Below are 26,348 nucleotides of genomic sequence, written 5' to 3' on the forward strand. Positions count from 1 at the left end.
GCGCCCCTAACCTGGCGCCGCAGGACTCTGCGTCTGGAACATGAGTGTCCCGTCCTCCACGTCCACCGTCACCCCGCCGCCCTTGTCGACCCTGCCGTCCAGCAGCAGGCGTGACAGCTCGTTGTCCACCTCGCGCTGGATCGTGCGGCGGAGCGGGCGGGCGCCGTACTCCGGCTGGTAGCCGCGGTCGGCCAGCCACTCCACCGCCCGGTCGGTGAAGGTCACGGTGATGCCCTTGTCCCGCACCAGGGACCGGGTGCGGTCCAGCAGGAGGTCGGTGATCCGGCGCAGCTGCTCGGTGCTGAGCTGGCGGAAGACGACGATCTCGTCGATGCGGTTCAGGAACTCGGGGCGGAAGTGTTCCCGCAGCGGGCGCAGGATCTGCTCGCGGCGGGCCTCCTCGTCCGCGTCGGCGCCGCCCGCCGCGAAGCCCGTCGTGGCGCCGCGGCGGGTGATCACCTCCGAGCCGAGGTTGCTCGTCATCACGATGACCGTGTTGCTGAAGTCCACGGTGCGGCCCTGGGAGTCGGTCAGCCGGCCGTCGTCGAGGACCTGGAGCAGGATGTTGAAGACGTCCGGGTGGGCCTTCTCCACCTCGTCCAGCAGGAGCAGCGAGTACGGGTGGCGGCGCACGACCTCGGTGAGCTGGCCCGCCTCCTCGTGGCCGACGTAGCCGGGCGGGGCGCCGACCAGGCGGCTGACGGTGTGGCGCTCCTGGTACTCGCTCATGTCGAGCCGCACCATGCGGTCCTCGCTGCCGAACAGGGCCTCGGCGAGCGCCCGGGCCAGTTCGGTCTTGCCCACACCCGTCGGGCCGAGGAAGAGGAAGCTGCCGATCGGGCGGTCGGGGGCGGCGAGCCCGGCGCGGGAGCGCAGCACCGCGTCCGACACCACCCGCACCGCCTCGTCCTGGCCGATCACCCGCTGGCGCAGATGCTCCTCAAGGCCCAGCAGACGGTCCTTCTCCTCCTGGGTGAGGCTGCTGACCGGGATGCCGGTCTGCCGGGACACCACCTCGGCGATCGACTCGGCCCCGACCACCAGGTCCTGGCCCTCGTCGACCTCGCTGTCGCCTCCGGCCTCGGTGATCCGCTGCTTCACGTCCACGATGCGGTCACGCAACTGGGTGGCCTGCTCGTACTGCTCGTCCGCGACGGCCTGGTCCTTGTCCCGGGTCAGCTGCTCCAGCTCCCGCTCCAGGGCCCGTACGTCCGTGCCCTTGGTCCGCGCCCGCAGCCGCACCCGGGCACCGGCCTGGTCGATGAGGTCGATCGCCTTGTCGGGCAGACGGCGGTCGGTCACGTAGCGGTCCGACAGCTCCACGGCCGCGACCAGCGCCTCGTCGGTGTAACGGACCTGGTGGTGGGCCTCGTAGCGGTCCTGGAGGCCGCGCAGGATCTCGATGGCGTCCGCGGCGGTGGGCTCGGGCACCATGATCGGCTGGAAGCGGCGGGCCAGCGCCGCGTCCTTCTCGATCCGGCGGTACTCCTCCAGCGTGGTGGCGCCCACGATGTGCAGCTCGCCCCGGGCGAGGGCGGGCTTGAGGATGTTGCCGGCGTCCATCGAGCTGCCGTCGCCGCCCCCGGAACCAGCCCCCACGACCGTGTGCAGCTCGTCGATGAAGATGATCAGCTGGTCGGAGTGGGCGCGGATCTCCCCCACGATGTTGTTCATCCGCTCCTCGAAGTCACCCCGGTAGCGGGTCCCCGCGACCACACCCGTGAGGTCCAGGGCGACCACGCGGCGCCCGATCAGCACATCGGGCACGTCCGCCTCGGAGATGCGCTGCGCCAGGCCCTCCACGATGGCCGTCTTGCCGACGCCCGCGTCACCGATCAGCACCGGGTTGTTCTTGCCGCGCCGGGAGAGGACCTCGACGGTCTGCTCGATCTCCTGGTCCCGGCCGATCACCGGGTCGATCCGGCCCTGGCGGGCCAGCTCGGTGAGGTCGCGGCCGTATTTGTCGAGGGTCGGTGTGTTCGTCGGGCGCGGGCGCTCGGACTGCGGGACCTCGGGCGCCTCGGGCGGCTCCGACGGGGCGAAGCGGGCCGCGTTGAGGATGTGCCCGGCGGCCGAGTCGGGGTTGGAGGCCAGGGCGCTCAGGACGTGCTCGGGGCCGATGTAGCCGTAGCCGCGGGCCCGAGCCATGTCGTGCGCGTCCAGCAGCGCGCGCTTGGCGGCCGGGGTGAGGGACAGCGCGGTCGGCGGCGGGGCGTCCTCCCGGCTGTGCTGGGCCGGCCCCGACCGGTCGTCGATCTGCGACGCCAGCGAGTCGGGGTTCGCACCGGCCTTGCTGAGCAGGGTGCGGGTGGGCTCGGTGGCGAGCGCCGCCCGCAGCAGATGCTGGGTGTCGAGGTCCCGGCTGCCGTGCTCGGCGGCGTACTGGGCCGCGCCGCGGACGAGCTCCCGGGCCGGCTGGCTGAGCAGCCGTCCGAGATCGATCTGCCGGGGACCGGGACGCGGTCCGCCGAAGAAGCGTGCGAGGAATTCTCCGAAGGGATCCGAGCCGTAGCCCTCCGGGCTGGTGAAGCCGCTGCTCATGGGCCTTCCGTTCCCGGCGTCCCCGGCGCGCGGGCGGGGGACGCCCTCGCTTGTCGACGTGCCGGGGTCGGGTAACCCGGGTGGCAGCCGGTTACACCTGGGGCGCGCTCGTAGAACACCTTCGCACGATCGTCGGCGAGGGGCACCTTTGGGAAGTGCCCGGGCAATTCCGGCGGATGTCAGCGTGCGGTCAGGATCCTCGGCCCCGCGTCCGTGATCGCCACCGTGTGCTCCGCGTGAGCGGCCCGAGTGCCGTCGTTCGTCCTCAGGGTCCAGCCGTCGGGCGCCGCGTGATAGCCGTCCGTGCCGCCCTCGATGACCATGGGCTCGATCGCCAGCACCATGCCGTGCCGCAGCCGCATGCCGCGCCCCGGGCGGCCCTCGTTCGGCACCCCGGGATCCTCGTGCATACGGCGGCCGATGCCGTGCCCGCCGAAGCCGTCGGGGATGCCGTAGCCGGCCTCTCGGCAGACGGTGCCGATCGCGTGGGCGATGTCGCCGATGCGGTTGCCCACGACGGCCGCCCCGATGCCGGCCGCGAGGGCCCGCTCGGCGGTCCCGATCAGCCGGAGGTCCGCCGCGCGCGGCGTGCCCACGACGAAGCTGAGCGCGGAGTCGCCGACCCAGCCGCCCAGTTCGGCGCCGAAGTCGATGGAGACCAGGTCGCCGTCGCGCAGGCGGTAGCGGCCCGGGACGCCGTGCACGATCGCGTCGTTCACCGAGACGCACAGGACGGCGGGGAAGGGGCTGGGCGCGAAGGACGGCCGGTATCCCAGGAAGGGCGAGGACGCGCCCGCCTCGCGCAGCACGCCGTGCGCCACCTCGTCCAGTTCCAGGAGGGAAACACCCACGCCGGCGGCCTTCCGCACGGCCGTCAGGGCCCGGGCGACGACCTGGCCCGCCGCGTGCATCGCGTCGATAGAAGTGTCTGTCTTCAGCTCCACCATGCCAATTACTATACCGGTATTAGAATGGGGGCATGGTGCGCACCCCTCTCACCCCAGAAGAGCGCGAACGCGGCGAGCGGCTCGGCCGGCTGCTGCGCGAGGCGCGTGGTGGCCGGAGCATGACGGAGATCGCGGCGGACGCGGGCATCTCCGCGGAGACCCTCCGGAAGATCGAGACCGGGCGGGCCCCGACCCCGGCCTTCTTCACGGTGGCCGCGCTGGCCGGAGTCCTCGGGCTGTCCATGGACGAACTGGCCGGGCAATGCGCGCCGGTGGCCCTCTGAGTCTCTTGAGCCGCGCGTGAAAACTCCCCGTAGCACTCCCGTAACACGACTCGTGTTGCCTACGGGGCGGAGTGCTCCGGTCTCACGGGAGTTGAGTGATGGCGGCGGATCAACTCCCGGCTGCAGTCGGGGAGTTCACGACCTACCTGGACGGTCTGCTGGCGCGCCTCGACCCGTCCGGCGGTTGGTGCGCCGTGTTCTGGCGGCGCGACCCGGACGGCATGCGGGCCTGCCTGGAGGGCCGAGAGATGCCGCCCTGGGACGTGGTCGAGTCCCTGCTGCAGGACCTCGCCGGGCAGTACGGCCCCGGGGGAGCCGGCCCGGAGACGGACCGTGCCCGCGCCCTGCACACCGCCGCGCTCGCCGCGTACGACACCCGGCCCGGGGGGCGTGACGCCCTCGGCGACCGTCTCGACGTCATGCTCCGCGAACAGCGGTACGCCGCCGAACGCCAGGCCGCCCTCGCCCGCCACCTGACCTCCGCCACGACCCGCGAACAGGCGGAGGCCCTGCGCCTGGACCTGGCCTGGGCCCGGGACGACCACGAACGGGCCGGCGCGCGGTGTGCGGAACTGCGGGCACGGATGGCCTACGTGGACCGGCGTGAGCGGGGGGCGCCCCCGGTTGCGTGGGGTGCCACCGAGGCCCCGGCCCCGGCCTCAGCACCGGCCGCGGCACCCGGCCCGGCCGCTCACGCTCCCGTGCCCCCAGCCCCAGCCCCGGCGCCCGCACCTCACCCGGCCACCCTCGAACCCCAGGCCCCGCCCCCTGCCACCGCCAAGCAGCGCAAACGCCGTCGTGGCAGTGCCCGCTTCGCCGGGATGGCGGACGAGGAGGCCGGGCCCGACGCCGTACCGCCTGCCGCCGTGCCGACCCTGCCCGCACCCGCCCCCGCAGCCACCGGCCGCACCCTCCGCGGCGCGCGCTTCGCCGGGGCCGCCGAGGAGGCCGTGGTGGAGCGCCCGGCGCGGGAGGCCGGTGCCGTCGCGGCCGCGGACCTGGCGGAGGTCGGACGGACCGTCGACGCGCTGGCCCGCCTGCGGAGCGAGGGGCGCAGCGGGGAGGCCCACGCGCTGCTGGCCGAGGCCGCCGCCTGGGAGCCCGGCCGGTTTCCGCTCCTCGCGGCGCGGCTGCACCAGGCAGGGCTGGACGCCGACTGGCAGACCCTCCTGTGGGAGGCCGCCTCGCTGCCCGCCGGGCGTCTGGTCGCCGCCGCCGACGCGCTGGTCGCGGCCGGGCGGGCGGACGACGGCCGGCAGATGCTGCGGCAGGGGGTCGCACGACCGGCGGGCGAGATCGGCCCGGCCGTCCTCGGCCTGGTCGCCGAGGGGTGCCACCGCGAGGTGCGCGTGCTGCTCGACGCCTACGTCAGGGCCCGTACCCCCGAGGAGGCCGCGCGCAGCGCCGAGCCCGATCCGCGGCGCCTCGTGCCGCTCCTGCTGGAAGCCGCGCGGGGTGTCTCGGACGAGCGGCACTGGGACCTCGTGCACGCCCTGCGGGTCGCCGGATTCGCCGCCTGACCGGCGAGACCGCACGCCGGGCGACTCACCCACAGGAGTGCGAATCGCGCAATGCCCCGCGGGTTGGCGACGATGGTCTTGGCAACCCCGTGCCGGAGGCTTACGTTCGTGGCTCTACGGCCGCTTCTACGGGCGTAGAGGCGCAGACGTCGCGTCGAAGGAGCAGCTCATGGCCAACGTCGTACGTGCCGCCCTGGTCCAGGCCACCTGGACCGGCGACACCGAGTCCATGGTGGCGAAACACGAGGAGCACGCCCGCGAGGCGGCCCGTCGGGGCGCGAAGATCATCGGATTCCAGGAAGTCTTCAACAGCCCCTACTTCTGTCAGGTCGAGGAGCCGGAGCACTACCGCTGGGCCGAGCCCGTCCCCGACGGGCCGACCGTGCGACGGATGCGGGCGCTCGCGCGCGAGACCGGCATGGTGATCGTCGCGCCGGTGTTCGAGGCGGAACAGCCCGGCTTCTACTACAACACCGCGGCCGTGATCGACGCCGACGGCACCTACCTCGGCAAGTACCGCAAGCACCACATCCCGCAGCTCAAGGGCTTCCGGGAGAAGTTCTACTTCAAGCCCGGGAACCTCGGCTGGCCCGTCTTCGACACCGCGGCGGGCAGGGTCGGCGTGTACATCTGCTACGACCGCCACTTCCCGGAGGGCTGGCGCCAGCTCGGCCTCGCCGGGGCCCAGCTGGTCTACAACCCCTCGGCCACCCACCGGAGCCTGTCCTCCCACCTGTGGCGGCTGGAGCAGCCCGCCGCCGCCGTCGCCAACGGGTACTACATCGCCGCGATCAACCGCGTCGGGCAGGAGGAGTACGGGGACAACGACTTCTACGGCACGAGCTACTTCGTCGACCCGCGCGGGCAGTTCGTGGGGGACGTCGCCAGCGACAGCGAGGAGGAGCTCGTGGTCCGGGACATCGACCTCGACCTCATCGAAGAGGTGCGGCAGACGTGGGCCTTCTACCGCGACCGCCGCCCCGACGCCTACGAAGGGCTGGTGCAGCCGTGACCAACGACCTCCTGGGCCGCCACCGGGCCGTGCTCCCCGACTGGCTCGCCCTCTACTACGAGGAGCCCCTCGAGATCACCCACGGCGAGGGCCGCCACGTCTGGGACGCCCAGGGCAACCGGTACCTCGACTTCTTCGGCGGCATCCTCACCACCATGACGGCGCACGCGCTGCCCGAGGTGACCAAGGCGGTGAGCGACCAGGCCGGGCGAATCATCCACTCCTCGACCCTCTACCTCAACCGCCCGATGGTCGAACTCGCTGAACGCATCGCCCAGTTGAGCGGCATCCCGGACGCCCGCGTCTTCTTCACCACGTCCGGCACCGAGGCCAACGACACCGCCCTGCTGCTCGCCACCGCCTACCGGCGCAGCAACACGATCCTGGCCATGCGCAACAGTTACCACGGCCGCTCCTTCAGCGCCGTCGGCATCACCGGCAACAGCGGCTGGTCGCCGACCTCGCTGTCCCCGCTGCAGACGCTGTACGTCCACGGCGGTGTGCGCACCCGCGGCCCGTTCGCCTCCCTCAGCGACGAGGCCTACATCGCGGCCTGCGTCGACGACCTCAAGGACCTGCTCGGCCACACCCGCGCGCCGGCCGCGCTGATCGCCGAACCCGTCCAGGGCGTCGGCGGGTTCACGGCACCGCCGGACGGCCTGTACGCCGCCTTCCGTGAGGTGCTGCACGAGCGCGGCATCCTGTGGATCGCCGACGAGGTGCAGACCGGCTGGGGCCGCACCGGTGAGCACTTCTGGGGCTGGCAGGCCCACGGCCGCAACGGGCCGCCCGACATCATGACCTTCGCCAAGGGCATCGGCAACGGCATGTCCATCGGCGGGGTCGTCGCCCGCGCCGAGATCATGAACTGCCTGGACTCCAACAGCATCTCCACCTTCGGCGGCACCCAGATCACCATGGCCGCGGGCCTCGCCAACCTCAACTACCTGCTGGAACACGACCTCCAGGGCAACGCCCGGCGCGTCGGCGGCCTGCTCATCGAGCGGCTGCGGGCCGTCGCCGCGCAGGTGCCGGCCGTGCGGGAAGTACGCGGCCGCGGGCTGATGATCGGCATCGAGATCACGAAACCGGGGACGGACGACGCCGATCCGCGCACCGCCGCGGCCGTCCTGGAGGCGGCCCGCGAGGGCGGCCTGCTGATCGGCAAGGGCGGCGGCCACAACACCAGTGCGCTGCGCGTCGCACCGCCGCTGTCCCTCAACGTCGCGGAGGCCGAGGAGGGCGCCGCGATCCTCGAGAACGCTCTGCGGAGCATCCCGTAGCAGTGCACTGAGCAAGGGGCCCGCCATGACCATCACCCTGGATTCCCTGGAGCCCGCGCTGTCGGTGCGGCGGGTCCTCACCCTGGAGCGGGTACTCGCCGGGGAACCCGAGGTGGTGGCCGGGGCGAGCCATCTCGACCGGCTCGTGCGCTGGGTGCACGTCGCCGAGGCGGCCGACGTCGGTGTGATGCTCAGCGGCGGCGAGATGGTCCTCACCACCGGTGTGCTGCTCGCCGGCGACGAGGACAAGCAGGCCGAGTACGTCCGGTCCCTGCACCGCGCCGAGGCCGCCGCCGTCGTCCTCGGACTCGGCCGCGCCTTCCCCACCGCCCCGGAGGTGATGCGCCGGGCCGCCGAGCGGTGCGGACTGCCCTTGGTCGTCCTGCACCGGCCGTTCCCCTTCGCCGAACTGACCGAGGAGGTCCAGTCGCGGCTGGTGCGGCGCAAGTTCGCCGCCGTCAGCCTCTCCGAGGCCGTGCGCACCGAACTCACCGCCCTCATCACCGCCGGCGCCCCGCTGCAACGCCTGCTCGACGAGGTCGCCCGGCACAGCGCCTGCCCGGTCGTCGTGACCAACCTCGCCCACCGCGTCCTCGGCACGGCGGGGGAGCGGCCCGCGGTCGACGACGTGCTGCGTGACTGGGAGCGCATCGCCCGGCAGGCCGGCGGCACCGAGGGCGACGGCTGGATCCGGGCCGAACTGGGAGGGCGCGGGGAACGCTGGGGCCGGATCGTGCTGTGCGGCTACCGCGGCGACACCGCCACCGGACGGCTGCTGGCCGACCGCGCCGCCGAGGCCCTCGTCCTGCACCGCATGCTCGGCGGCGGTGCCGCGTGCTCCTGGGAGGAGCAGTCCGCGCAGAGCCTGCTCACCGACCTGGTCAGCGGGGTCGTACCGGCACGGCAACTGCTGCCCCGGGCGCGTGCGGCCGGGCTGCCCGTCAACCGGCGCACCTTCGTGCCGGTGGTCGTCCGCGACGGCGACCCCGCCCGGCTCGAACGCCTGCTGCGGCTGCTGGGCCTGCCCGGGCTGGTCGCCGAACTCGCCGACGGGGCGACCGCCGTGCTGCTGAGCGTCCCCCGGGACCAGGACGCGGGCGCCCTCACCGCGCATTTCGCCACCCGGCTGCGCACCGAGTCCGGCCCGGACCACACGGTTGTCGCCGCGGCCGAACCCCGCGCCGCCTGGGACGACGTACCCACCGGACTGCGCGAGGCCCAGCACGTCGCGGACGCCGTGGCCGACTCCTGCGCCGTCCTCGACCTCCCGCCGGTCGTGCGCCTGAAGGACGTCCACCTGCGGGGCCTGATCCGGCTGCTGCGCGACGACCCGCACGTGCAGTCCTTCGCGGAGCGGGAGCTGGACGGGCTGCTGCGCGAGACCGACGAGGACCTGCTGCCGGTGCTGCGCACCTACCTGGCCACCGGGCGCAACAAGTCCCGCACCGCCCAGCTCCACCACGTCTCGCGGCCCGCCCTCTACCGCCGTCTGGAGGCCATACAGGTCCGCCTCGGGGTGGACCTCGACGACTTCGAACAGGCCGCCTCGGTGCACATCGCACTCCTCGCGCACGACGCGCAACAGCAGTGAAACATGCAACCACCTGGGAAAACGGCGGTGAAACATGAATCCACGAACGAGTGACACGGTGGCACGCCGCACGCCCCCAGACGTGACACGGTGCAACTCAAAGACGGCCGCGCGACTTCCTAGGCTCACGGCACACCGAGCGACCGGAGGTCCCGATGAGCCAAGTGATCCGTGCCGCCGTCTTCCAGACCGCCTGGACGGGCGACAAGGAATCGATGATCCAGGTCCACGAGCAGGCGGTCCGCGACGCTGCCGCTCAGGGTGCGCAAGTCCTGTGCTTCCAGGAGCTGTTCTACGGACCGTACTTCTGCCAGGTGCAGGACCCGGCCTTCTACGAGTACGCCGAGCAGATCCCCGAGGGTCCCGTCGTCCGGCGCTTCCAGGCCCTCGCGAAGGAACACGGCATCGTCCTGGTACTGCCGATGTACGAGGAGGAACAGCCCGGCGTCCTCTACAACACCGCCGCCGTGATCGACGCGGACGGCTCCTACCTCGGCAAGTACCGCAAGACGCACATCCCCCAGGTCAGGGGCTTCTGGGAGAAGTTCTACTTCCGCCCGGGCAACTCCGGCTGGCCCGTCTTCGACACCAAGGCCGGCCGTATCGGCGTCTACATCTGCTACGACCGCCACTTCCCGGAGGGCTGGCGCGCCCTCGGTCTCGCGGGTGCCGAGATCGTCTTCAACCCCTCGGCGACCTCCCGCGGCCTGTCCGGCTACCTCTGGCAGCTGGAGCAGCCGGCGGCGGCCGTGGCCAACGAGTACTTCGTCGGCGCGATCAACCGGGTCGGCGTCGAGGAGTACGGCGACAACGACTTCTACGGCACGTCGTACTTCGTGGACCCGGAGGCACAGTTCGTCGGCGAGGTGGCGAGCGACAAGGAGCCCGAACTGGTGGTGAGGGACCTGGACATGGCCAAACTCCGCGAGGTCCGCGACCGCTGGCAGTTCTACAGGGACCGCGCGCCGGGAGCGTACGGACCACTGACGGCACCTTAGAACGCCGCCAAGGGGCACGCCCTTCAGGGGCGCGGGGAACTGCGCGACCAGCCACACACAACCCGCACGTTCACACCGCGAGGAGCGACACAGCATGACCAGCCGTACAGTCATCCGCGGCGGCCTCGTCATCACAGCCTCCGACGAGATCCACGCCGACGTCCTGATCGAGGACGGCCGAATCGCCGCCCTCGCGACCTCCCACACCCCCGCCGCAGAGGCCTTCACGGCCGACCGGACCATCGACGCCGGCGGAAAGTACGTCATCCCCGGCGGCGTCGACGCCCACACGCACATGGAGCTGCCCTTCGGCGGCACCTTCGCCTCCGACACCTTCGAGACCGGCACCCGCGCCGCCGCCTGGGGCGGCACGACGACAATCATCGACTTCGCGGTGCAGAGCGTCGGACACAGCCTGCGCGAGGGCCTCGACGCCTGGCACGCCAAAGCCGAGGGCAACTGCGCCGTCGACTACGGCTTCCACATGATCGTCTCCGACGTCAACGACCACACCCTCAAGGAGATGGACCACCTCGTGGAGGAGGGCATCACCTCCTTCAAGCAGTTCATGGCCTACCCGGGCGTCTTCTACAGCGACGACGGCCAGATCCTGCGCGCCATGCAGCGCTCCGCCGAGAACGGCGGCCTGATCATGATGCACGCCGAGAACGGCATCGCGATCGACGTTCTCGTCGAACAGGCCCTGGCCCGCGGCGAGACCGACCCGCGCCACCACGGCGAGGTCCGCAAGGCGCTGCTGGAGGCCGAGGCCACCCACCGCGCCATCAAACTCGCGCAGGTGGCCGGCGCGCCCCTGTACGTCGTGCACGTCTCGGCGACGGAGGCGGTCGCCGAGCTGGCCCGGGCCCGCGACGAGGGACTGAACGTGTTCGGCGAGACCTGCCCGCAGTACCTGTTCCTGTCCACCGACAACCTCGCCGAGCCGGACTTCGAGGGCGCGAAGTACGTGTGCAGCACCCCGCTGAGGCCGAAGGAGCACCAGGCCGCCCTGTGGCGGGGGCTGCGCACGAACGACCTCCAGGTCGTCTCCACCGACCACTGCCCCTTCTGTTTCGTGGGGCAGAAGGAGCTCGGCCGCGGCGACTTCTCCAAGATCCCCAACGGTCTGCCGGGCGTGGAGAACCGCATGGACCTGCTCCACCAGGCGGTCCTCGACGGCCACATCTCGCGCCGCCGCTGGATCGAGATCGCCTGCGCGACCCCGGCCCGGATGTTCGGCCTCTACCCGAAGAAGGGCACCATCGCGCCGGGCGCCGACGCCGACGTCGTCATCTACGACCCGCACGCCGAGCAGGTCATGTCCGCGGAGACGCACCACATGAACGTCGACTACTCGGCCTACGAGGGCAAACGCACCACCGGCCGGGTCGAGACGGTCCTCTCGCGCGGCGAACCCGTCATCACCGAGCGGGAGTACACCGGGCGCGCCGGGCACGGCGTGTTCACCCCGCGTTCCACCTGTCAGTACCTCAACTAGGAGTGGCGCAGATGGACTTCGGACTCGTCCTGCAGACCGACCCGCCGGCCTCGCGGGTGATCAGCCTGATGAAACGCGCGGAACGGAACGGTTTCTCGTACGGCTGGACCTTCGACTCCGCCGTGCTGTGGCAGGAACCCTTTGTGATCTACAGCCAGATCCTGGCCAACACCACGACCCTGAAGGTCGGGCCGATGGTGACCAACCCGGGCACCCGCACCTGGGAGGTCACCGCCTCCACCTTCGCCACCCTCAACGACATGTTCGGCAACCGCACGGTCTGCGGCATCGGCCGCGGCGACTCCGCGATGCGGGTCGCCGGCCGCAAGCCCAACACCCTGGCCCGGATCAGCGAGGCCATGAAGGTCATCCGGGACCTGGCCGGCGGACGGGAGGCCGACCTCGGCGGCGGCACCGTCGTCCGCTTCCCGTGGATCAAGCCGGGTGCCGAACTGCCCGTGTGGATGGCCGCGTACGGCCCCAAGGCCCTGAAGATGACCGGCGAGGAGGCCGACGGGTTCATCCTCCAGCTCGCCGACCTCTATCTCGCCGAGTACATGGTCAAGGCCGTGAAGGACGCGGCCGTAGCGGCCGGGCGGGACCCCGCCGAGGTGACCGTCTGCGTGGCCGCACCGGCGTACGTCACCGAGGACGACTCGCCCGAGGCACTCGCCCACGCCCGCGAGCAGTGCCGCTGGTTCGGCGGCATGGTCGGCAACCACGTCGCCGACCTCGTCTCCAAGTACGGCGAGCACTCCGCCGCCGTCCCCGACGAACTCACCGACTACATCAAGGCCCGCGAGGGCTACGACTACTCCCACCACGGCCGCGCCGGCAACCCGGACACCCAGTTCGTGCCCGACGAGATCGTCGACCGGTTCTGCCTGATCGGCCCCGTGGAGAAGCACATCGAGAAGCTGGACGCGCTGCGCGCGCTCGGCGTCGACCAGTTCGCCGTCTACGACATGCACGACGCGCAGGAGGCCGTGATCGAGGCCTACGGATCCCGGGTGATCCCGGCCGTCAACGGCTGACCTCCGCCGCCCCACCCCCTGTGAACTCCCCCTTCCCAGCGGCTCGGGAAGGGGGCCCAGGACGCTCCCGAGCGCACCCCCCATCGGCTCACCGCACGGCCTTTCCCGTCCCACCTCCCCTGATTGGCCCGGCCCATGACCGATACCGCTCCCACGGCGCCACCGCCGACCACCCAAGTCACGCTCGCCGACGGCCGGGTGGAGATCGCCCCGGGCGCCCCCGCGCCCACCGGCCCCTACGCCAACGAGGACCTGCTGCCGGTCCCGGTCGACAAGCGCACCTGGACCACCTACAACTTCTCCGCGCTGTGGGTCGGCATGGCCCACAACACGGCCTCCTGGACCCTGGCCTCCGGGCTCATCGCCGTCGGCATGGACTGGAAGCAGGCGGTGCTCACCATCGCCCTGGCCAACGTCATCGTGCTGATACCGATGCTGCTCACCGGGCACGCCGGACCCAAGTACGGCATTCCCTTCCCGGTCTTCGCCCGGGCCTCCTTCGGCATCCGCGGCGCCAACCTGCCCGCCGTCGTACGGGCGCTGGTGGCGTGCGGCTGGTTCGGCATCCAGACCTGGATCGGCGGCGAGGCCATCTACTTCCTGGCCGGCAAGCTCATCGGCACCGGCTGGACGGACGCCGCGAAGGTCGGCGGCTACGCCTGGACGATGTGGCTGTCGTTCGCGATCTTCTGGGCGCTCCAGGTCGTCATCATCTACCGGGGCATGGAGACCATCCGCCGCTTCGAGAACTGGGCGGCGCCCTTCGTGCTCATCGGCGCGTTCGTGATGCTGTGGTGGATGAGCGACAAGGCGGGAGGCTTCGGCCCGCTCTTCGACCAGCCCTCCAAGCTCGGCTGGGGCGCCGACTTCTGGAAACTGTTCGCCCCCGCCCTGATGGGCATGATCGGCTTCTGGTCGACGCTGTCGCTGAACATCCCCGACTTCACCCGCTACGGCAGGAGCCAGAAGGCACAGACCCGGGGCCAGGCCCTCGGCCTGCCCACCACCATGACCCTGTTCGCCTTCCTGTCGGTGATGGTCACCTCGGGCTCGCAGGCCGTCTACGGCGAGGCCATCTGGGACCCCGTACAGCTCGCCGCCAAGACCGACAACACGGCGGGCCTGCTCTTCGCGCTGGTCACCGTCCTGGTGGCGACGCTCTCCGTCAACGTCGCGGCCAACCTGGTCTCACCGGCGTTCGACTTCTCCAACATCGCGCCCCGCCGCATCAGCTTCCGGGCCGGCGCCCTCGCCACCTGCGTCCTCGGTGTGCTGATCTTCCCCTGGAAGCTGTACTCCGACCCGCAGGGCTACATCTTCACCTGGCTCGGCCTGGTCGGCGGCCTGCTCGGCACCGTCGCCGGCATCCTCATCGCCGACTACTGGATCCTGCGCCGCTCCCGGCTCGACCTCGCCGACCTGTACCGCCCGGGCGGCCGCTACTGGTACGAGGGCGGCTGGAACTGGCGGGCCGTCGTCGCCTTCGCGGTCGGCGGTGTCCTCGCCGTCGGCGGCGCGAGCTTCAAACCGCTGATCGACGGCCGCCCGATCCCCGCGCTGGCCGATCTGGCCGACTACGGCTGGGCCGTGGGCCTCGGCACGTCCATGGTCCTGTACCTGGCGCTGATGGCCCTGCGGGGCCGTGACCGCGCATCCGCCTGACACGGACCTGCGCTGGAGGGCGGCGGCTCAGCCCTTGTCGCTCTCCAGCGCGGCCACCGCTTCCTTCGCGGCCTTGATGGCGCCCTTGTTGATCGTGTCCGTGCTGGGCGCCTTCTTCGACTCGAAGTCACTGCCGTTGTAGGTGATCGTCACCAGCGCGTTGGAGGCGCGGGCGATCACGACGCCCTCGCGGGTCTCCTGCTTGTCCTCGGTCGTGAGGTTCACGACCGAGTACGCGCTGTCCCCCAGACCGGGGACGGCCCCGCCGCCGCTCTTCTTCTCGACTCCGGCCGCGTACGACTTCCGCGCGGCCTCGTCCGACTGCATGATCTCGTAGGACACGTCGAGCCAGCGGTAGTCGTACCCCTTGAGCGCGTTCCAGGAGCAGGTGCGGCGCAGCTCGGCGTCCGTGGACGGTATCTCCTTGCCGGCCGTCTTGGCACCCGGCACCAGCGACCCGACCGTCTTCTCGGCGACGCTCTCGCACGGGGCGGGAGCGGCCGAGTACGCCTTCGGCACCGTCGACGTCGACGGGGCGGACGCGGACCGGCTCTCGGTCTTCTGCTCGGCCGGCTGGTGCTCGGCGGCCTGTGGCGCGGCGAGCGGACCGGACGACAGCGCCCAGCCCGCCGCGGCGAGCACCACCACCGGGGACAGACGGGCGGTCAGGGCCAGGGGCAGGGATACGGAACGCACGGCGCCCTTCAGGTGGGGACGGACGGTGCGGAGCGGGTCCGCACGGCGGACGGGGACGACAGTGTCACATGCGTCCCCGTGGTGCGGAAGTGCCGCCTCCCACCCAAGTCCCCGGAGACACTGTGCGTCCCGGTCCGGTCGCGCTGCGCGCAGCGCGACGCCCCGCCGGCCGCCCGGACAAGGCCGGACATGCCTCGACTTCCCGCGACAGGAGGGACATTCACTCCCCGGTCGGCACCCGCAGCGCGTGGTCGCGGAAGCGCCGGGCGATCGGCGGCACAGCGCGGGAGCTCAGCCAGGCGATGCCGATGTCCCGCGCGCCCCGTACGTCGGTGATCTCCAGATAGCGGATCGGGGACTCGGCGGCCGTGGCGTCCGGCGACGACGGGATCAGGGACACCCCGAGCCCCGCGGCGACCAGACCGCGCAGGGTCTCCACCTCCTCGCCCTCGAAGGCGATGACCGGCGTGAAGCCGGCCTCGCGGCACAGCTCCGCGGTGATGTCGCGCAGCCCGTATCCCCGCTTGAGCAGGATGAACCGCTCGTCGGCCACTTCGGCCAGGCGGATCCGGCGGCGCCCGGCCAGCCGGTGCCGGGACGGCACGGCCAGGAGCAACGGCTCGACGAGCAGCCGCCGCCACGTGATGAGGGGGTGGCCGGGGTCGCTGCTGGTGATGACCAGATCCGCGGTCGCCTCGAGGAGGTGCCGGGTCAGCCCCATCTCGCCGTCCTGGTGCAGCTCGAACTGCGCCTTCGGGAAGGTCCGCCGGAAGTCGGTGAGGAGCCGGGGAACGAGCCAGGTTCCCAGGGTGTGCAGGAAGGCCAGCGACACCACGCCCGAGTCGGGGTGAACCATCTCGGTCACGGCCCGCCGGCCCCGGTCGTAGTTGTCGAGCACCCCGTCGACGTACTCCTTGAACACCCGGCCCGCCGGAGTGAGGCGCAGCACGCGCCCGACGCGCTGCAGGAGCTCGGCGCCGACCTCGCCCTCCAGCCGGGCCAGGGCCCGGGACAGGGCGGGCTGGGTGACACCGGCGTCCGCCGCGGCGTCGGTCACCGTCGTCCCCTCCGCGACGGCCTGGAAGGAACGCAGCACCTGGAGATCCATGCTCCCATTCTTCCCCGTCATGGGTCGCCGGCGACCCAGGCGGAGGCGGCATGGGTCACACCCGAGCCGGGCCGGGAGCCGCTACCGGACCGGATGCGCCGTACCCGCCACCACGTGCCCGGTCACCTGGTCACAGAGCTGTTCGGCCGCCGTGATCGCGCTCTCCCAGTCGGGCAGCGGCCGCCCGCGGCGGGCCGGTTCGCGCCGCGCGTGAGCGACCGTCCGGCGCGCCTCGGCCAGCCGGTGGTAGGCCGCACGGCGCAGCGACTGCCGCTGGACCGGGCCCGCTTCCGGCGCGGCGTCGCGGTAGCGCCGGGCGGCGGCGATGGCGGCCTCGGTCTGCGCCTCGGCGCGGCGGGCGGCGGAGTCCGGCCACACCGCGAAGTGCGCGACGAGCACCAGCGCGGACGCCAGCGCTGTGTCCACCACCCGCGTGCCGTACAGCGGACGATGGTCGCCCAGCAGGTCCAGCAGCACGAACACCACGGCGGTCAGGCCCAGCGTGGCGAGCGCGTAGTGGTGCCGCACGCCGATGGCCATGAGCGCGCCGAACACGGCCACGACACCCACCACGGCGTAGGTACCCGTGGCCGCCGCGGACACCGCCCCGATGGCGGCCACCCCGACGATCGTGCCGACGCACCGGTGCAGGGCCCGGGGCAACAGCGGACCGAAGTCCGGCTTGTAGACGAAGGCCACCGTCATGGGCAGCCAGTAGCCGCGCGGCCGGTGCAGCACCTCCGCGAGCACATGGGCGGCGAGCACGCACCCGGCCAGCAGCAGCGCGTACCGTACGCGTGCCGCCCGCCCGGGCCCCTCGTGCACCGGCAGGCGCAACTCCAGGTCGAGCCCCTCCGGTTCCCCGTCGACGGCGGAGACCAGTTCGGCCAGGGCGCGCCCGCCCGGCGAGCCGGACACCGGCGCCGGCAGCACCGGGCGGTCCTCCGGGGCCGCGAGGTGCCCCGGCAGCAGGCGTCCGGCCAGGTGCCGCGGTACGCGGGTGAGACCGGGCGGCAGCGAACGGCCCTCCCACACCAGGGCCGTCACGGCCTCGCCCAGGCGCACGGCGTGGTGGAACGCCCGGACCAGGTCCCCGGCCCCGGCCTGCCGCCGCCCGCGCGGGGCGAGATGAGGGGCCATCACCTCGTGGGCGTGGTTCAGGGCCAGCGTCATCCGCAGGCGGGCTTCCTCGGCGGCATCGGTACCCGCCGCGGCCAGGGCCTCGCCCGCGCTCCGGTACACCGCGAGCACGGCGGCCCGTTCGACGTGGTGCCGGCGCCACAGCCACGGGGCCGCGGACAGCACCAGGACGAGGACGACACCGGCGAGCAGCGCCAGCGGCGGCTGCCACCACGGCCCCGGCACCGGGATGCCGCTGCCGATCGTGACGCCGAGCAGCAGGTGCATGCCCGACACGGACGCGATCCGCCCGCGCAGGCCGACACCGCCCGCCACGAGCGCGGCCGCCACCAGGCACCCCGCCACCGCCGCCGGCTCCCCGCTGCGCAGGGCGAGTTCACCGGCGAGCAGACCGAGCGCGCTGGACACCCCGGTCCAGCCCAGCCGCCGCACCCGGACCCGGTACGGGTCGGAACCGTCCTGGCTCACCCCCCACAGGGCGCCGATGGCGGCGATCGCCGAGAGCACGACCCACCCGGTGGCCAGCCCGACGAGCAGGGGCAGCGCGAGCGCGACGGCCCCTCGCGCCGCCGCGGCCAGGGGCAGCGACCCGGGCACGCGGACGCGAAGGGGGCGCCGCGGCCACGGGAATGACGTGCGCCGCGGACGGCCCGGTCGCGTGTCCGCGGCCGGTGTCGTACGGCCGTGTCCAGGACGGCGTTGCCGCGCGCGCGTCCGGAGGACGCCGTCGGCGGTACTGCTCCCTGTGCCCATGACTCCTCCTCCTGCATCGCGACCCGGGGCTCGCTCCCCAGCCTGGGACGATGCCTGGCATGCGTCCAATGCCTGGTCCGACAGAGATCCATAACCTCAGGGCATTCGAGCTGTGACCTGCGGGTTTCCGGAGGTGCGAAGACCGCCGCGCCGCCGCCTGTGATTGACGTCGCCCGGGCGGGGGCAGCGAAGGGGAGGGAGTTCCGGACCCGACGGCTCCGGCCTCGCTCCCGCGTCCCGAGGCCCGGTGAGAGGTCAGATGTTCACCACCCGCCCCACCCTCCAGGGCACCTTCGGCATGGTGTCCTCCACCCACTGGCTCGCCGCGCAGTCGGCGATGGCGGTCCTGGAGAGCGGCGGGAACGCCTGCGACGCCGCCGTCGCGGGCGCCTTCGTGCTGCACGTCGTCGAGCCGCACCTCAACGGCCCGGCCGGCGAGGTGCCGATCCTGCTGGCCCCGGCCGGCGGCGAGGCACGGGTGCTGTGCGGGCAGGGCGTAGCACCGGCGGGCGCGACCGTCGCCCACTACGCGGGCCTCGGCCTGGACCTCGTCCCCGGCACCGGCCCGCTCGCCGCCGCCGTACCGGGCGCGTTCGACGCCTGGATGCTGCTGCTGCGCGACCACGGCACCAAGTCCCTCGACGACGTCCTCGCGTACGCCATCGGCTACGCCGAGCACGGGCACGCGCCCGTGGAGCGGGTCGGCGAGACCGTCGAGACCGTGCGCGAGCTGTTCGAGACGGAGTGGACCTCGTCGGCCGACGTCTACCTGCCCGGCGGCAAGGCGCCACGCCCCGGCGAACTCTTCGCCAACCCGGCGCTCGCCGCCACCTGGCAGCGCCTGCTCGCCGAGACCGCCGGGGCGGGGGACAGGGAGGCGCGGATCGACGCCGCGCGGGAGGTGTGGCGCACCGGGTTCATCGCCGAGGCCCTCGTCCGCCAGGCCGCCCGCCCCACGAAGGACACCAGCGGCGAACGCCACACCGGCACCCTCACGGCCGCCGACCTCGCCGCCTGGTCCGCGACCTACGAGACACCGGCGACGTACGACTGGAACGGCTGGACCGTGTGCAAGCCGGGCCCCTGGAGCCAGGGCCCGGTACTTCTCCAGCAACTCGCCCTGCTCCCGCCCGAACTGCCCCCGTACGGCTCGGCCGACCACGTCCACCTTCTGGTGGAGAACTGCAAGCTCGCCATGGCCGACCGGGAGGCCTGGTACGGGGACGCCGCCGACGTGCCACTGGAGGACCTGCTGTCCGGCGCGTACAACACCGCCCGCCGTGCCCTCGTCGGCGAGCGGGCCGAGAACGATCTGCGGCCCGGCAGCCCCGGTGGACGCACCCCGCGGCTGTGCGCGCACGCGCGCGTGGCGGCCGCCGCACACGATGGCTTCGAGGCCCTGGGCGTCGGCGAACCGACCGTCGCCAAGGGCACGGCGTCCCCCGTGGCCGGCGAACCGGAGATCCTCGCCGACGGCACCACCCGCGGCGACACCTGCCACCTCGACGTCGTCGACCGCTGGGGCAACATGATCTCGGCCACGCCCAGCGGCGGGTGGCTCCAGTCCAACCCGGTCGTGCCCGAACTCGGCTTCCCGCTCGGCACCCGGCTCCAGATGACCTGGCTGGAGGAGGGGCTGCCGAACTCCCTCACGCCCGGCCGCCGCCCCCGCACCACGCTGACGCCCTCGATCGCCCTGCGCGACGGCGTGCCCGTCATGGCGTTCGGCACGCCCGGCGGGGACCAGCAGGACCAGTGGCAGCTGCACTTCCTCCTCGCGGTCGCCCTGCGCGGCCCCGTACGCGGCGGCCTCGACCTCCAGGGCGCGATCGACGCCCCGAACTGGCACAACGACAGCTTCCCCGGCTCCTTCTACCCGCGCGGCATGCGCCCGGGCAGTGTGACCGTGGAGTCCCGCACCGACCCCGCCGTCGTCGCGGAACTGCGGCGCCGCGGCCATGACGTGACCGTGGGCGGACCCTGGTCGGAGGGCCGATTGTGCGTGGTCGCGCGGGACCCGGAGACGGGTGTGCTGTCTGCGGCGGCGAACCCGCGCGGGATGCAGGGGTACGCGGTGGGCCGGTGAGCCGGCGGCGACCAGCCGGCACGCGCGTGGGCGGCGCGCGGCGCCGTCCGACCGTGCCCGGGCGCGCCCGGCTGTTCACCGCGATGCCACCCGGAGTGCACCCGGCGGGCGGGTCCTGTCAGTGGCGCGTGGTGTCATGGAGGGGTGATCGACAGCATCGAAACCATCGAAGAGTTTCTCGCACAGCACTCCTCCGACGTCGAAGAGGCGGTCCGCAAGGCGGCCGCCGCCGAGATCCTGCCGCGCTGGCGCCGGCTCGCCGCGCACGAGGTCGACCAGAAGAGCGGCCCGCACGACCTGGTGACCGACGCCGACCGCAAGGCCGAGCTGTACCTGACCGAGGCCCTGGTCGCCCTGCTGCCCGGCTCGGTCGTGGTCGGCGAGGAGACGGTGCACGCCAGCCCCGCGACGTACGAGGCGATACACGGCGACGCCCCGGTCTGGATCGTCGACCCGGTCGACGGGACACGCCAGTTCGTGCGCGGCGAGGCCGGGTTCTGCACCCTGGTCGCGCTGGCCCACCGCGGCACCCTGCTCGCGTCCTGGACGTACGCGCCCGCCCGCGACCGGTTCGCCACCGCCCAGCGCGGCAAGGGCGCCTGCCTCGACGGGGAGCGGCTGTTCGCCGGAGTGCCGGAGCCCGGCCGGGACCTGCGCGTGGCCACCTCCCACCCCGACTACACCACGGACGAACAGAAGGACGCCCTGCTCGGCCTGCGCGCCGACGGCGTGGCACCGCGCCCGTGCGGCTCGGCGGGGCTGGAGTACCTCGCCATCGCCCGCGGCGAGTTGGACGCGGTGGCGTTCAGCTGGGAAGCGGCCTGGGACCACGCGGCCGGTCTGCTCCTGGTCGAGGAGGCGGGCGGCGCCCACCTCACCCTCGCGGGCGAGCCGTTCCGCATCGCGGGCGGCAACACCCTGCCCTTCACCGCCGCCCGCGACGCGGCCACGGCCCGCAGGGTGGTGGGCCTGCTGTCGGGCGGGGCCTGAGCAACGGGACAGTCGCGTGTCGCACGCAGCTGATCACTCAGCGTGGGTGCGCGGGGGGTCCGGCCGTCTCGAAGCGGCCTTCCTCGGCGGAAATCACCCGCGGCCGGTGACTGTCAGTCTCCGGGCATATCCTGATCCCCAGTGGCCGTCGGCTGACGAAGGGGTCCGAGGTGCCGTCGATGCTCGATGCCGTCGTAGTGGGTGCGGGGCCGAACGGGCTGACCGCGGCCGTGGAGCTGGCCCGTCGCGGTTTCTCCGTCGCCGTCTTCGAGGCCCGGAGCACCGTGGGCGGCGGGGCCCGCACCGAGGAGCTCACCCTCCCCGGCTTCCGGCACGACCCGTGCTCCGCGGCCCATCCGCTCGCCATCAACTCACCGGCGTTCCGGGCCCTGCCGCTCCAGCGGTACGGCCTGGAGTGGCTGCACGCCGAGCTGCCCATGGCGCATCCCTTCCCGGACGGCTCGGCGGCCGTCCTGGCCCGCACGGTCGGTGAGACGGCCGCCTCCTTCGGCCCGCGCGACGCCGGCGCCTACCGCAGGCTCATCGAGCCCTTCCTGCCCAAGTGGGACACCCTCGCCCGGGACTTCATGTCACTGCCGCTGACCGCGCTGCCCCGCGACCCGGTGACCCTCGCCCGCTTCGGCCTGACCGGGCTGCCCCCGGCGACGCTGTTGATGCGCCGCTTCCGCGACGAACCGGCCAAGGCCCTGTTCTCCGGGCTCGTCGCCCACGTCATGGCACCGCTCGGCGGCTTCGCGACCGGCGCCGTCGGCCTGGTCTTCGCCCTCGCGGCGCACGCCCGCGGCTGGCCCCTCGCCCGCGGCGGCTCCCAGTCCCTCTCCGACGCCCTCGCCGCCTACCTGCGGGACCTCGGCGGCAGCGTCCACACCGACTACGAGGTCAAGCGCCTCGACGACCTGCCGCCGGCCCGGGCGTACGTCTTCGACACCTCACCCACCGCCCTGGCCCGCATCGCAGGTTTCGGCAACCACTACGGCGGATACCGCTACGGGCCGGGCGTCTTCAAGATCGACTACGCGCTGGACGGCCCCGTGCCCTGGACCGCCAAGGAGGCCCGAGCCGCCGGCACGGTGCAGGTCGGCGCGAGCAGCGCGGAGATCGGCACGGCCCTGCGCGCCGCCTCCCGCGAGGGCCGGGCCCCCGACAAGCCGTTCCTGATCACGGTCCAGCCGAGTGTCGTCGACCCCACCCGCGCCCCGGAGGGCAAGCACGTCTTCTGGGCCTACGGGCACGTCCCGCACGGCTGGACCGGTGACCTCACCGACACCATCGAGCGCCAACTGGAGCGCTTCGCCCCGGGGTTCCGCGACCGCGTCCTGGCCCGGGCCACGGCGGGCCCGCCCGAACTCGCCGCCCGCAACGCCAACTACATCGGCGGGGACATCGCCTCCGGCGCGGCCTCCGGCCTCCAGCTCCTGCTGCGCCCGAGGCCCACGCTGTTCCCGTACCGCACCCCGCACCCGGCGGTCTTCATCTGCTCGTCGGCGACCCCGCCGGGCCCCGGGGTGCACGGCATGTCGGGACACAACGCGGCGAAGGCCGTCTGGAAGCGGCTGAGGCGGATATGACGGCCATCGAACTGGTCCGGGGCGACATCACCCGCGAGAGCGTCGACGTGATCGTCAACGCGGCCAACTCCTCCCTGCTGGGCGGGGGAGGGGTCGACGGAGCGATCCACCGCCGCGGCGGACCCGCGATCCTCGAGGACTGCCGCAGGCTGCGCGCGGGCCACCTCGGCAAGGGCCTGCCCACCGGCCGGGCGGTCGCCACCATCGCCGGCGAGCTCGACGCCCGCTGGGTCGTCCACACCGTCGGCCCGGTGTTCAGCACGAGCGAGGACCGCTCCGGTCTGCTCGCCTCCTGCTATCGCGAGTCGCTCCGCGTGGCCGGTGAACTGGGCGCCCGTACCGTGGCGTTTCCCGCGATCTCCACCGGCGTCTACGGCTGGCCGATGGACGACGGCGCGCGCATCGCGATCGAGACCGTACGGGCGGCGGAGACCACGGTCGAGGAGGTCAGGTTCGTCCTCTTCGACGAGCAGGCGTACGAGGCGTTCGCCGCGCGGCTGTGCTGAACCGCGGCAGGGTTCAGACGGGCTCCGGCTCGAAGTGCTGCAGCAGGTCCCGGCCGGGCTGCACGACGCCGTAGGTGCTTTCCGGGACGGCGTTCCACACGCCAGGCAGATCGCCCAGCGGCTCCGACACGACCAGCCGGGTCTCGTCGGACACATGGTTCAGGAACCCGAGGTCGGGGTGGAGGGCACGCACGTCCTCCACCCTGCTGCTGTAGTACAGCGACCGTGACTTGCCCGCGCTGGAGTAGCGGAAGAACCACACCCGCTCCCCGTCGGTCACCGCGACGGTCATCTGCAGTGGCTGCGGCACCCCCTGCTCGCGGCCCAGCCGCTCGATCAGCCCCGTCATCCGGGCCACCGCACCCGGCGGATCCGCGTCCAGCCCGAGGGTGAGCGCCACATGGAACATCACCTCGGAGTCCGTCGTGCCCTCCATCGACGGGAACAGCCCCGGGTCCACGGACAGCATGAGGTCCCGGCGCAGTTCGCGGAAGCCGTCGATCGCCCCGTTGTGCATCCACATCCACCGTCCGTGGCGGAACGGATGGCAGTTCGTCTGCTGCACGGCCGACCCGGTGGAGGCACGTACATGGGCGAAGAACAACGGCGAGCGCACGTGGTCGGCGATCTCCCTCAGGTTGCGGTTGCTCCAGGCCGGACCGGTGTCGCGGATGACCGCGGGGGTGCGCAGGTGCCACGCGTACCAGCCGACGCCGAAGCCGTCGCCGTTGGTGGTCTCGACGCCCATCCGCGCGTGCAGGCTCTGGTCGATCAGCGAGTGCTGCGGGCGGTAGAGGACGTCGTCGAGCAGCACGGGAGTGCCCGAGTAGGCGAGCCAGCGGCACATGGCCGTACCCCTGTTCCGAGCCGCCCGGGCCGGGCCCGCGGCTCCGTAGTGGTGTGCGTGTGACTCAGGGAACCCCGGGCCAAGCCCGGGGCGCATCGCCCACGGCGGGTGAGAGCGTGCCGCCGCGCCGCGGGCCGGGACCAGGACGTGCCCCGGTCCGCTCGCGGCCGGCCGTCACTCCGCCGCGTGCACACGGCCCGAGCGGACCGCGGCGCCCAGGGCCTCGAAGTCCCGCTCGTTCCGGTCGGCGTACGCCTGGGCGAACACGGTGAGGGCGCGGTCGAAGCGGTCGCCGCCGCCCAGATAGGCCGCGATGGCGATGGGGTCGCCGGAGCGGGCGTGGGCCCGTGCCAGGCTCGCCCCGCACAGCCGCCCGAACAGCCGCAGCAGGCCTGGATCCATGGTCTCCGGCCGGGCGATGCCCTTCCAGTCCCGCAGTTGCCGCACGTAGAAGTCCCGCTCCTGCCCGTCGAGGCCCACCGCGTGCGTCCAGCCCAGCAGGATGTCGCTGGTCGTCTGGATCAGGCGCTGTCCCGCCACCACACGCCGGCCCTGGTTGTCGTAGCGGTCGCCGCCGCTGTGCGCCGCGAGCACCGACTCCTGCGCCTCCTTGGCCTGGAGCAGCAGCGGATCGTCGTCGTCCCGCCCGAGCATCAGCACGATCCAGCAGCGGGTGCCGACACTGCCGACCCCGACCACCTTGCGTGCGATGTCGACCAGGCGGTAGCGGCGCAGCAGGTGCCGGCGCTCGGACGACAGGCTCCGGGTGTAGCCCTCCAGGACCGCCAACAGCTCCTTTTCCCGCCCGTGACCCGAGGAGTCGTCCACCAGGTCCCGCAACGGGGTGATCAGCGGCGGGTCCGGTGTGATCCGCCGCCCCTGTGCCGTGTCCCGGGTGAGCTTCTCGTAGGCCTGCATGTGGGTGCGGTTCCGGGCACCGGCCGTGGCCTTCGCGGTGCGGCGCCGGGCCTCCTTGGACATCGACGCGGCCATCAGCTCCCGCATGTGGTCGGCGTCGTCCTGGGCGTACCAGATGTCCAGGGTGCGCATCCCGGCGAAGTCCCGCATCCGCCGCCGGTAGGCCCGGACGCACGTCTCGACCGCGCTGTTCTGCTCGGCCGTCCCGAAGCCGTTGGCGCGGGCCGCGATGACGAAGCTGGCGGCGAGCCGCTTGACGTCCCACTCGAACGGCCCGGCCAGTGTCTCGTCGAAGTCGTTGATGTCGAACACCAGATGGCGCTCGGGCGACGCCAGCAGCCGGAAGTTCAGCAGGTGGGCGTCCCCGCACAGTTGCACCCGCAGCCCGGTGTCCGTGCCGGACCCCAGGTCCGCCGCCATGACCGCCGCCGCGCCGCGGTAGAAGCGGAACGGGGACTCCAGCATGCGGGCGTAGCGGATCGGCACCAACTCCGGTACGCGGGTGGCCGACTGGCGCTCCAGCACGTCGACCGGATCGAACCGGTCCGGTCCCGCCTCGAACCCGGCATGGGACGACCGCGGCACGCGCCGCCGCGCCTCCCGGCCCGCGGTCGCCCGCTCGGCCGGGGACATGAAGGTCGTGAAGGGGCTCGGTACGGTCATGGTTCAGTCCTTCCGCCGCATGGGGAAGTCGTCCGAGGGCTCCCGGCCCTGCCGGCGCAGCCCCGCCTGCACGGCGCCGGCGAGGATGCGCGCCGCCACGCCCACCAGCATCAGACCGCCCGCCATCTGAATCATCGTCAGCACCCGTCCGGTCTGGGAGCGGGCCGTGATGTCGCCGTATCCGACGGTGGTGAACGTCGTGAGCGTGAAGTACAAGGAGTCCGTCTTGGTCAGCGGCTCGCTGAACGAGCCCGGCGTGGTGTGCTCCAGCAGGTAGTAGGAGCCCGCGAAGAGCAGCAGGAAGAGCGCCAGCGTGGTGGCCAGGGTCTCGACCGCCTTCAGCCGGGGGTGGGGCGAGGAGACGATGGCCCGCACCTGCCACCAGAACACCACGACCACCAGCAGCAGGCCGCAGGCCAGCAGCACGGAATCGCCGGTCGTGCCGCGTCCGTCCAGGGGCAGCAGGTAGTAGACCGTGACGAGCCCGGCCGCGACGAGCACGGCCCGTACGAGGGCCACGACCGCCGCACGCCGCCGCTGCCCCGGCCGGCGCCGGCACGGCTGCTCCACTGGATCGTCCATCGCGCGTCTCTCGGTCGCGGTCCTGCCTCCGGCACCGGGGCGCCCCACGAGGCCTGTCCCACCACCTCAGCGTCCCGGCGCCGCACGGGGATCACCCGCC

At 72.8% G+C, this 26,348-nt stretch carries 21 protein-coding genes; 13 read left to right on the forward strand and 8 right to left on the reverse strand.

Going from position 1 to position 26,348, the window contains the following annotated elements:
• Nucleotides 1-6: 6 nt before the first annotated feature.
• Both AB0937_RS31390 and map read right to left on the reverse strand, forming a co-directional pair.
• A complete protein-coding gene (locus tag AB0937_RS31390; RefSeq protein WP_366716436.1) occupies nt 7-2,541 on the reverse strand; it encodes an ATP-dependent Clp protease ATP-binding subunit in 2,535 nt (844 codons plus the stop codon).
• Nucleotides 2,542-2,720: 179 nt separating this feature from the next.
• Nucleotides 2,721-3,488, reverse strand: a complete 768-nt coding sequence (gene map / locus AB0937_RS31395) for a type I methionyl aminopeptidase (RefSeq protein ID WP_366716439.1) — start codon at nt 3,486-3,488, stop codon at nt 2,721-2,723.
• Between the two features lie 32 nt (nt 3,489-3,520).
• Between map and AB0937_RS31400 the strand changes: the two genes are divergently transcribed.
• From AB0937_RS31400 to AB0937_RS31440, 9 genes are all read left to right on the forward strand, one after another.
• The gene (locus tag AB0937_RS31400; RefSeq protein ID WP_366716441.1) at nt 3,521-3,772 is read left to right on the forward strand and encodes a helix-turn-helix transcriptional regulator; all 252 of its coding nucleotides are present in this window, start codon (nt 3,521-3,523) and stop codon (nt 3,770-3,772) included.
• 98 nt (nt 3,773-3,870) lie between these two features.
• Complete coding sequence (locus AB0937_RS31405; RefSeq protein WP_366716443.1) at nt 3,871-5,292, forward strand: hypothetical protein; 1,422 nt, start codon at nt 3,871-3,873, stop codon at nt 5,290-5,292.
• 169 nt (nt 5,293-5,461) lie between these two features.
• The gene (locus AB0937_RS31410; RefSeq protein ID WP_366716445.1) at nt 5,462-6,304 is read left to right on the forward strand and encodes a nitrilase-related carbon-nitrogen hydrolase; all 843 of its coding nucleotides are present in this window, start codon (nt 5,462-5,464) and stop codon (nt 6,302-6,304) included.
• Entirely contained in the window at nt 6,301-7,587 is a 1,287-nt protein-coding gene (locus AB0937_RS31415; RefSeq protein ID WP_366716447.1) for an aspartate aminotransferase family protein, read from the forward strand. Before AB0937_RS31410 ends, AB0937_RS31415 begins: the two co-directional genes overlap by 4 nt.
• 25 nt (nt 7,588-7,612) lie before the next feature.
• Entirely contained in the window at nt 7,613-9,178 is a 1,566-nt protein-coding gene (locus AB0937_RS31420; RefSeq protein WP_366716449.1) for a PucR family transcriptional regulator, read from the forward strand.
• A gap of 155 nt (nt 9,179-9,333) precedes the next feature.
• Nucleotides 9,334-10,176 carry a nitrilase-related carbon-nitrogen hydrolase gene (locus AB0937_RS31425; RefSeq protein ID WP_366716451.1) on the forward strand — a complete coding sequence of 281 codons (843 nt, stop codon included), beginning with the start codon at nt 9,334-9,336 and terminating at the stop codon, nt 10,174-10,176.
• A 94-nt stretch (nt 10,177-10,270) separates the two neighbouring features.
• Nucleotides 10,271-11,674: a dihydropyrimidinase gene (gene hydA, locus AB0937_RS31430; RefSeq protein WP_366716453.1), complete on the forward strand. Its 1,404-nt coding sequence runs from the start codon at nt 10,271-10,273 to the stop codon at nt 11,672-11,674.
• Nucleotides 11,675-11,685: 11 nt separating this feature from the next.
• Nucleotides 11,686-12,708 (forward strand): TIGR03842 family LLM class F420-dependent oxidoreductase, encoded by a 1,023-nt coding sequence (locus tag AB0937_RS31435; protein WP_366716455.1) that lies wholly within the window; start codon nt 11,686-11,688, stop codon nt 12,706-12,708.
• A gap of 135 nt (nt 12,709-12,843) precedes the next feature.
• Nucleotides 12,844-14,370 (forward strand): NCS1 family nucleobase:cation symporter-1, encoded by a 1,527-nt coding sequence (locus tag AB0937_RS31440; RefSeq protein WP_366716457.1) that lies wholly within the window; start codon nt 12,844-12,846, stop codon nt 14,368-14,370.
• 27 nt (nt 14,371-14,397) lie between these two features.
• Here AB0937_RS31440 and AB0937_RS31445 read toward each other — a convergent pair whose 3' ends face one another.
• From AB0937_RS31445 to AB0937_RS31455, 3 genes are all read right to left on the reverse strand, one after another.
• Complete coding sequence (locus tag AB0937_RS31445; RefSeq protein ID WP_366716459.1) at nt 14,398-15,066, reverse strand: hypothetical protein; 669 nt, start codon at nt 15,064-15,066, stop codon at nt 14,398-14,400.
• Nucleotides 15,067-15,286: 220 nt separating this feature from the next.
• A complete protein-coding gene (locus AB0937_RS31450) occupies nt 15,287-16,174 on the reverse strand; it encodes a LysR family transcriptional regulator (RefSeq protein ID WP_366716461.1) in 888 nt (295 codons plus the stop codon).
• An 81-nt stretch (nt 16,175-16,255) separates the two neighbouring features.
• Nucleotides 16,256-17,911, reverse strand: coding sequence for an FUSC family protein (locus AB0937_RS31455; RefSeq protein ID WP_366716463.1), 1,656 nt, complete (start codon nt 17,909-17,911; stop codon nt 16,256-16,258).
• Between the two features lie 415 nt (nt 17,912-18,326).
• On the opposite strand from AB0937_RS31455, the gene AB0937_RS31460 reads away from it, so the two are divergent.
• From AB0937_RS31460 to AB0937_RS31475, 4 genes are all read left to right on the forward strand, one after another.
• Nucleotides 18,327-20,153, forward strand: coding sequence for a gamma-glutamyltransferase (locus AB0937_RS31460; RefSeq protein WP_366716464.1), 1,827 nt, complete (start codon nt 18,327-18,329; stop codon nt 20,151-20,153).
• Nucleotides 20,154-20,297: 144 nt separating this feature from the next.
• Nucleotides 20,298-21,143, forward strand: a complete 846-nt coding sequence (locus AB0937_RS31465) for an inositol monophosphatase family protein (RefSeq protein ID WP_366716466.1) — start codon at nt 20,298-20,300, stop codon at nt 21,141-21,143.
• A 179-nt stretch (nt 21,144-21,322) separates the two neighbouring features.
• Nucleotides 21,323-22,732: an NAD(P)/FAD-dependent oxidoreductase gene (locus tag AB0937_RS31470; RefSeq protein ID WP_366716468.1), complete on the forward strand. Its 1,410-nt coding sequence runs from the start codon at nt 21,323-21,325 to the stop codon at nt 22,730-22,732.
• Nucleotides 22,729-23,238, forward strand: coding sequence for an O-acetyl-ADP-ribose deacetylase (locus tag AB0937_RS31475; protein ID WP_366716470.1), 510 nt, complete (start codon nt 22,729-22,731; stop codon nt 23,236-23,238). The genes AB0937_RS31470 and AB0937_RS31475 overlap by 4 nt, the downstream gene beginning before the upstream one ends.
• 13 nt (nt 23,239-23,251) lie before the next feature.
• Here AB0937_RS31475 and AB0937_RS31480 read toward each other — a convergent pair whose 3' ends face one another.
• The 3 genes from AB0937_RS31480 to AB0937_RS31490 form a co-directional block, all read right to left on the reverse strand.
• A complete protein-coding gene (locus AB0937_RS31480) occupies nt 23,252-24,085 on the reverse strand; it encodes a class II glutamine amidotransferase (protein ID WP_366716472.1) in 834 nt (277 codons plus the stop codon).
• A 174-nt stretch (nt 24,086-24,259) separates the two neighbouring features.
• Nucleotides 24,260-25,666, reverse strand: coding sequence for a DUF2252 domain-containing protein (locus AB0937_RS31485; protein WP_366716474.1), 1,407 nt, complete (start codon nt 25,664-25,666; stop codon nt 24,260-24,262).
• Nucleotides 25,667-25,669: 3 nt separating this feature from the next.
• Nucleotides 25,670-26,248, reverse strand: a complete 579-nt coding sequence (locus tag AB0937_RS31490; RefSeq protein WP_366716475.1) for a potassium channel family protein — start codon at nt 26,246-26,248, stop codon at nt 25,670-25,672.
• Between the last annotated feature and the right edge of the window lie 100 nt (nt 26,249-26,348).

This window comes from Streptomyces sp. NPDC047880 (genome assembly GCF_040706515.1).
Lineage (GTDB): Bacteria > Actinomycetota > Actinomycetes > Streptomycetales > Streptomycetaceae > Streptomyces.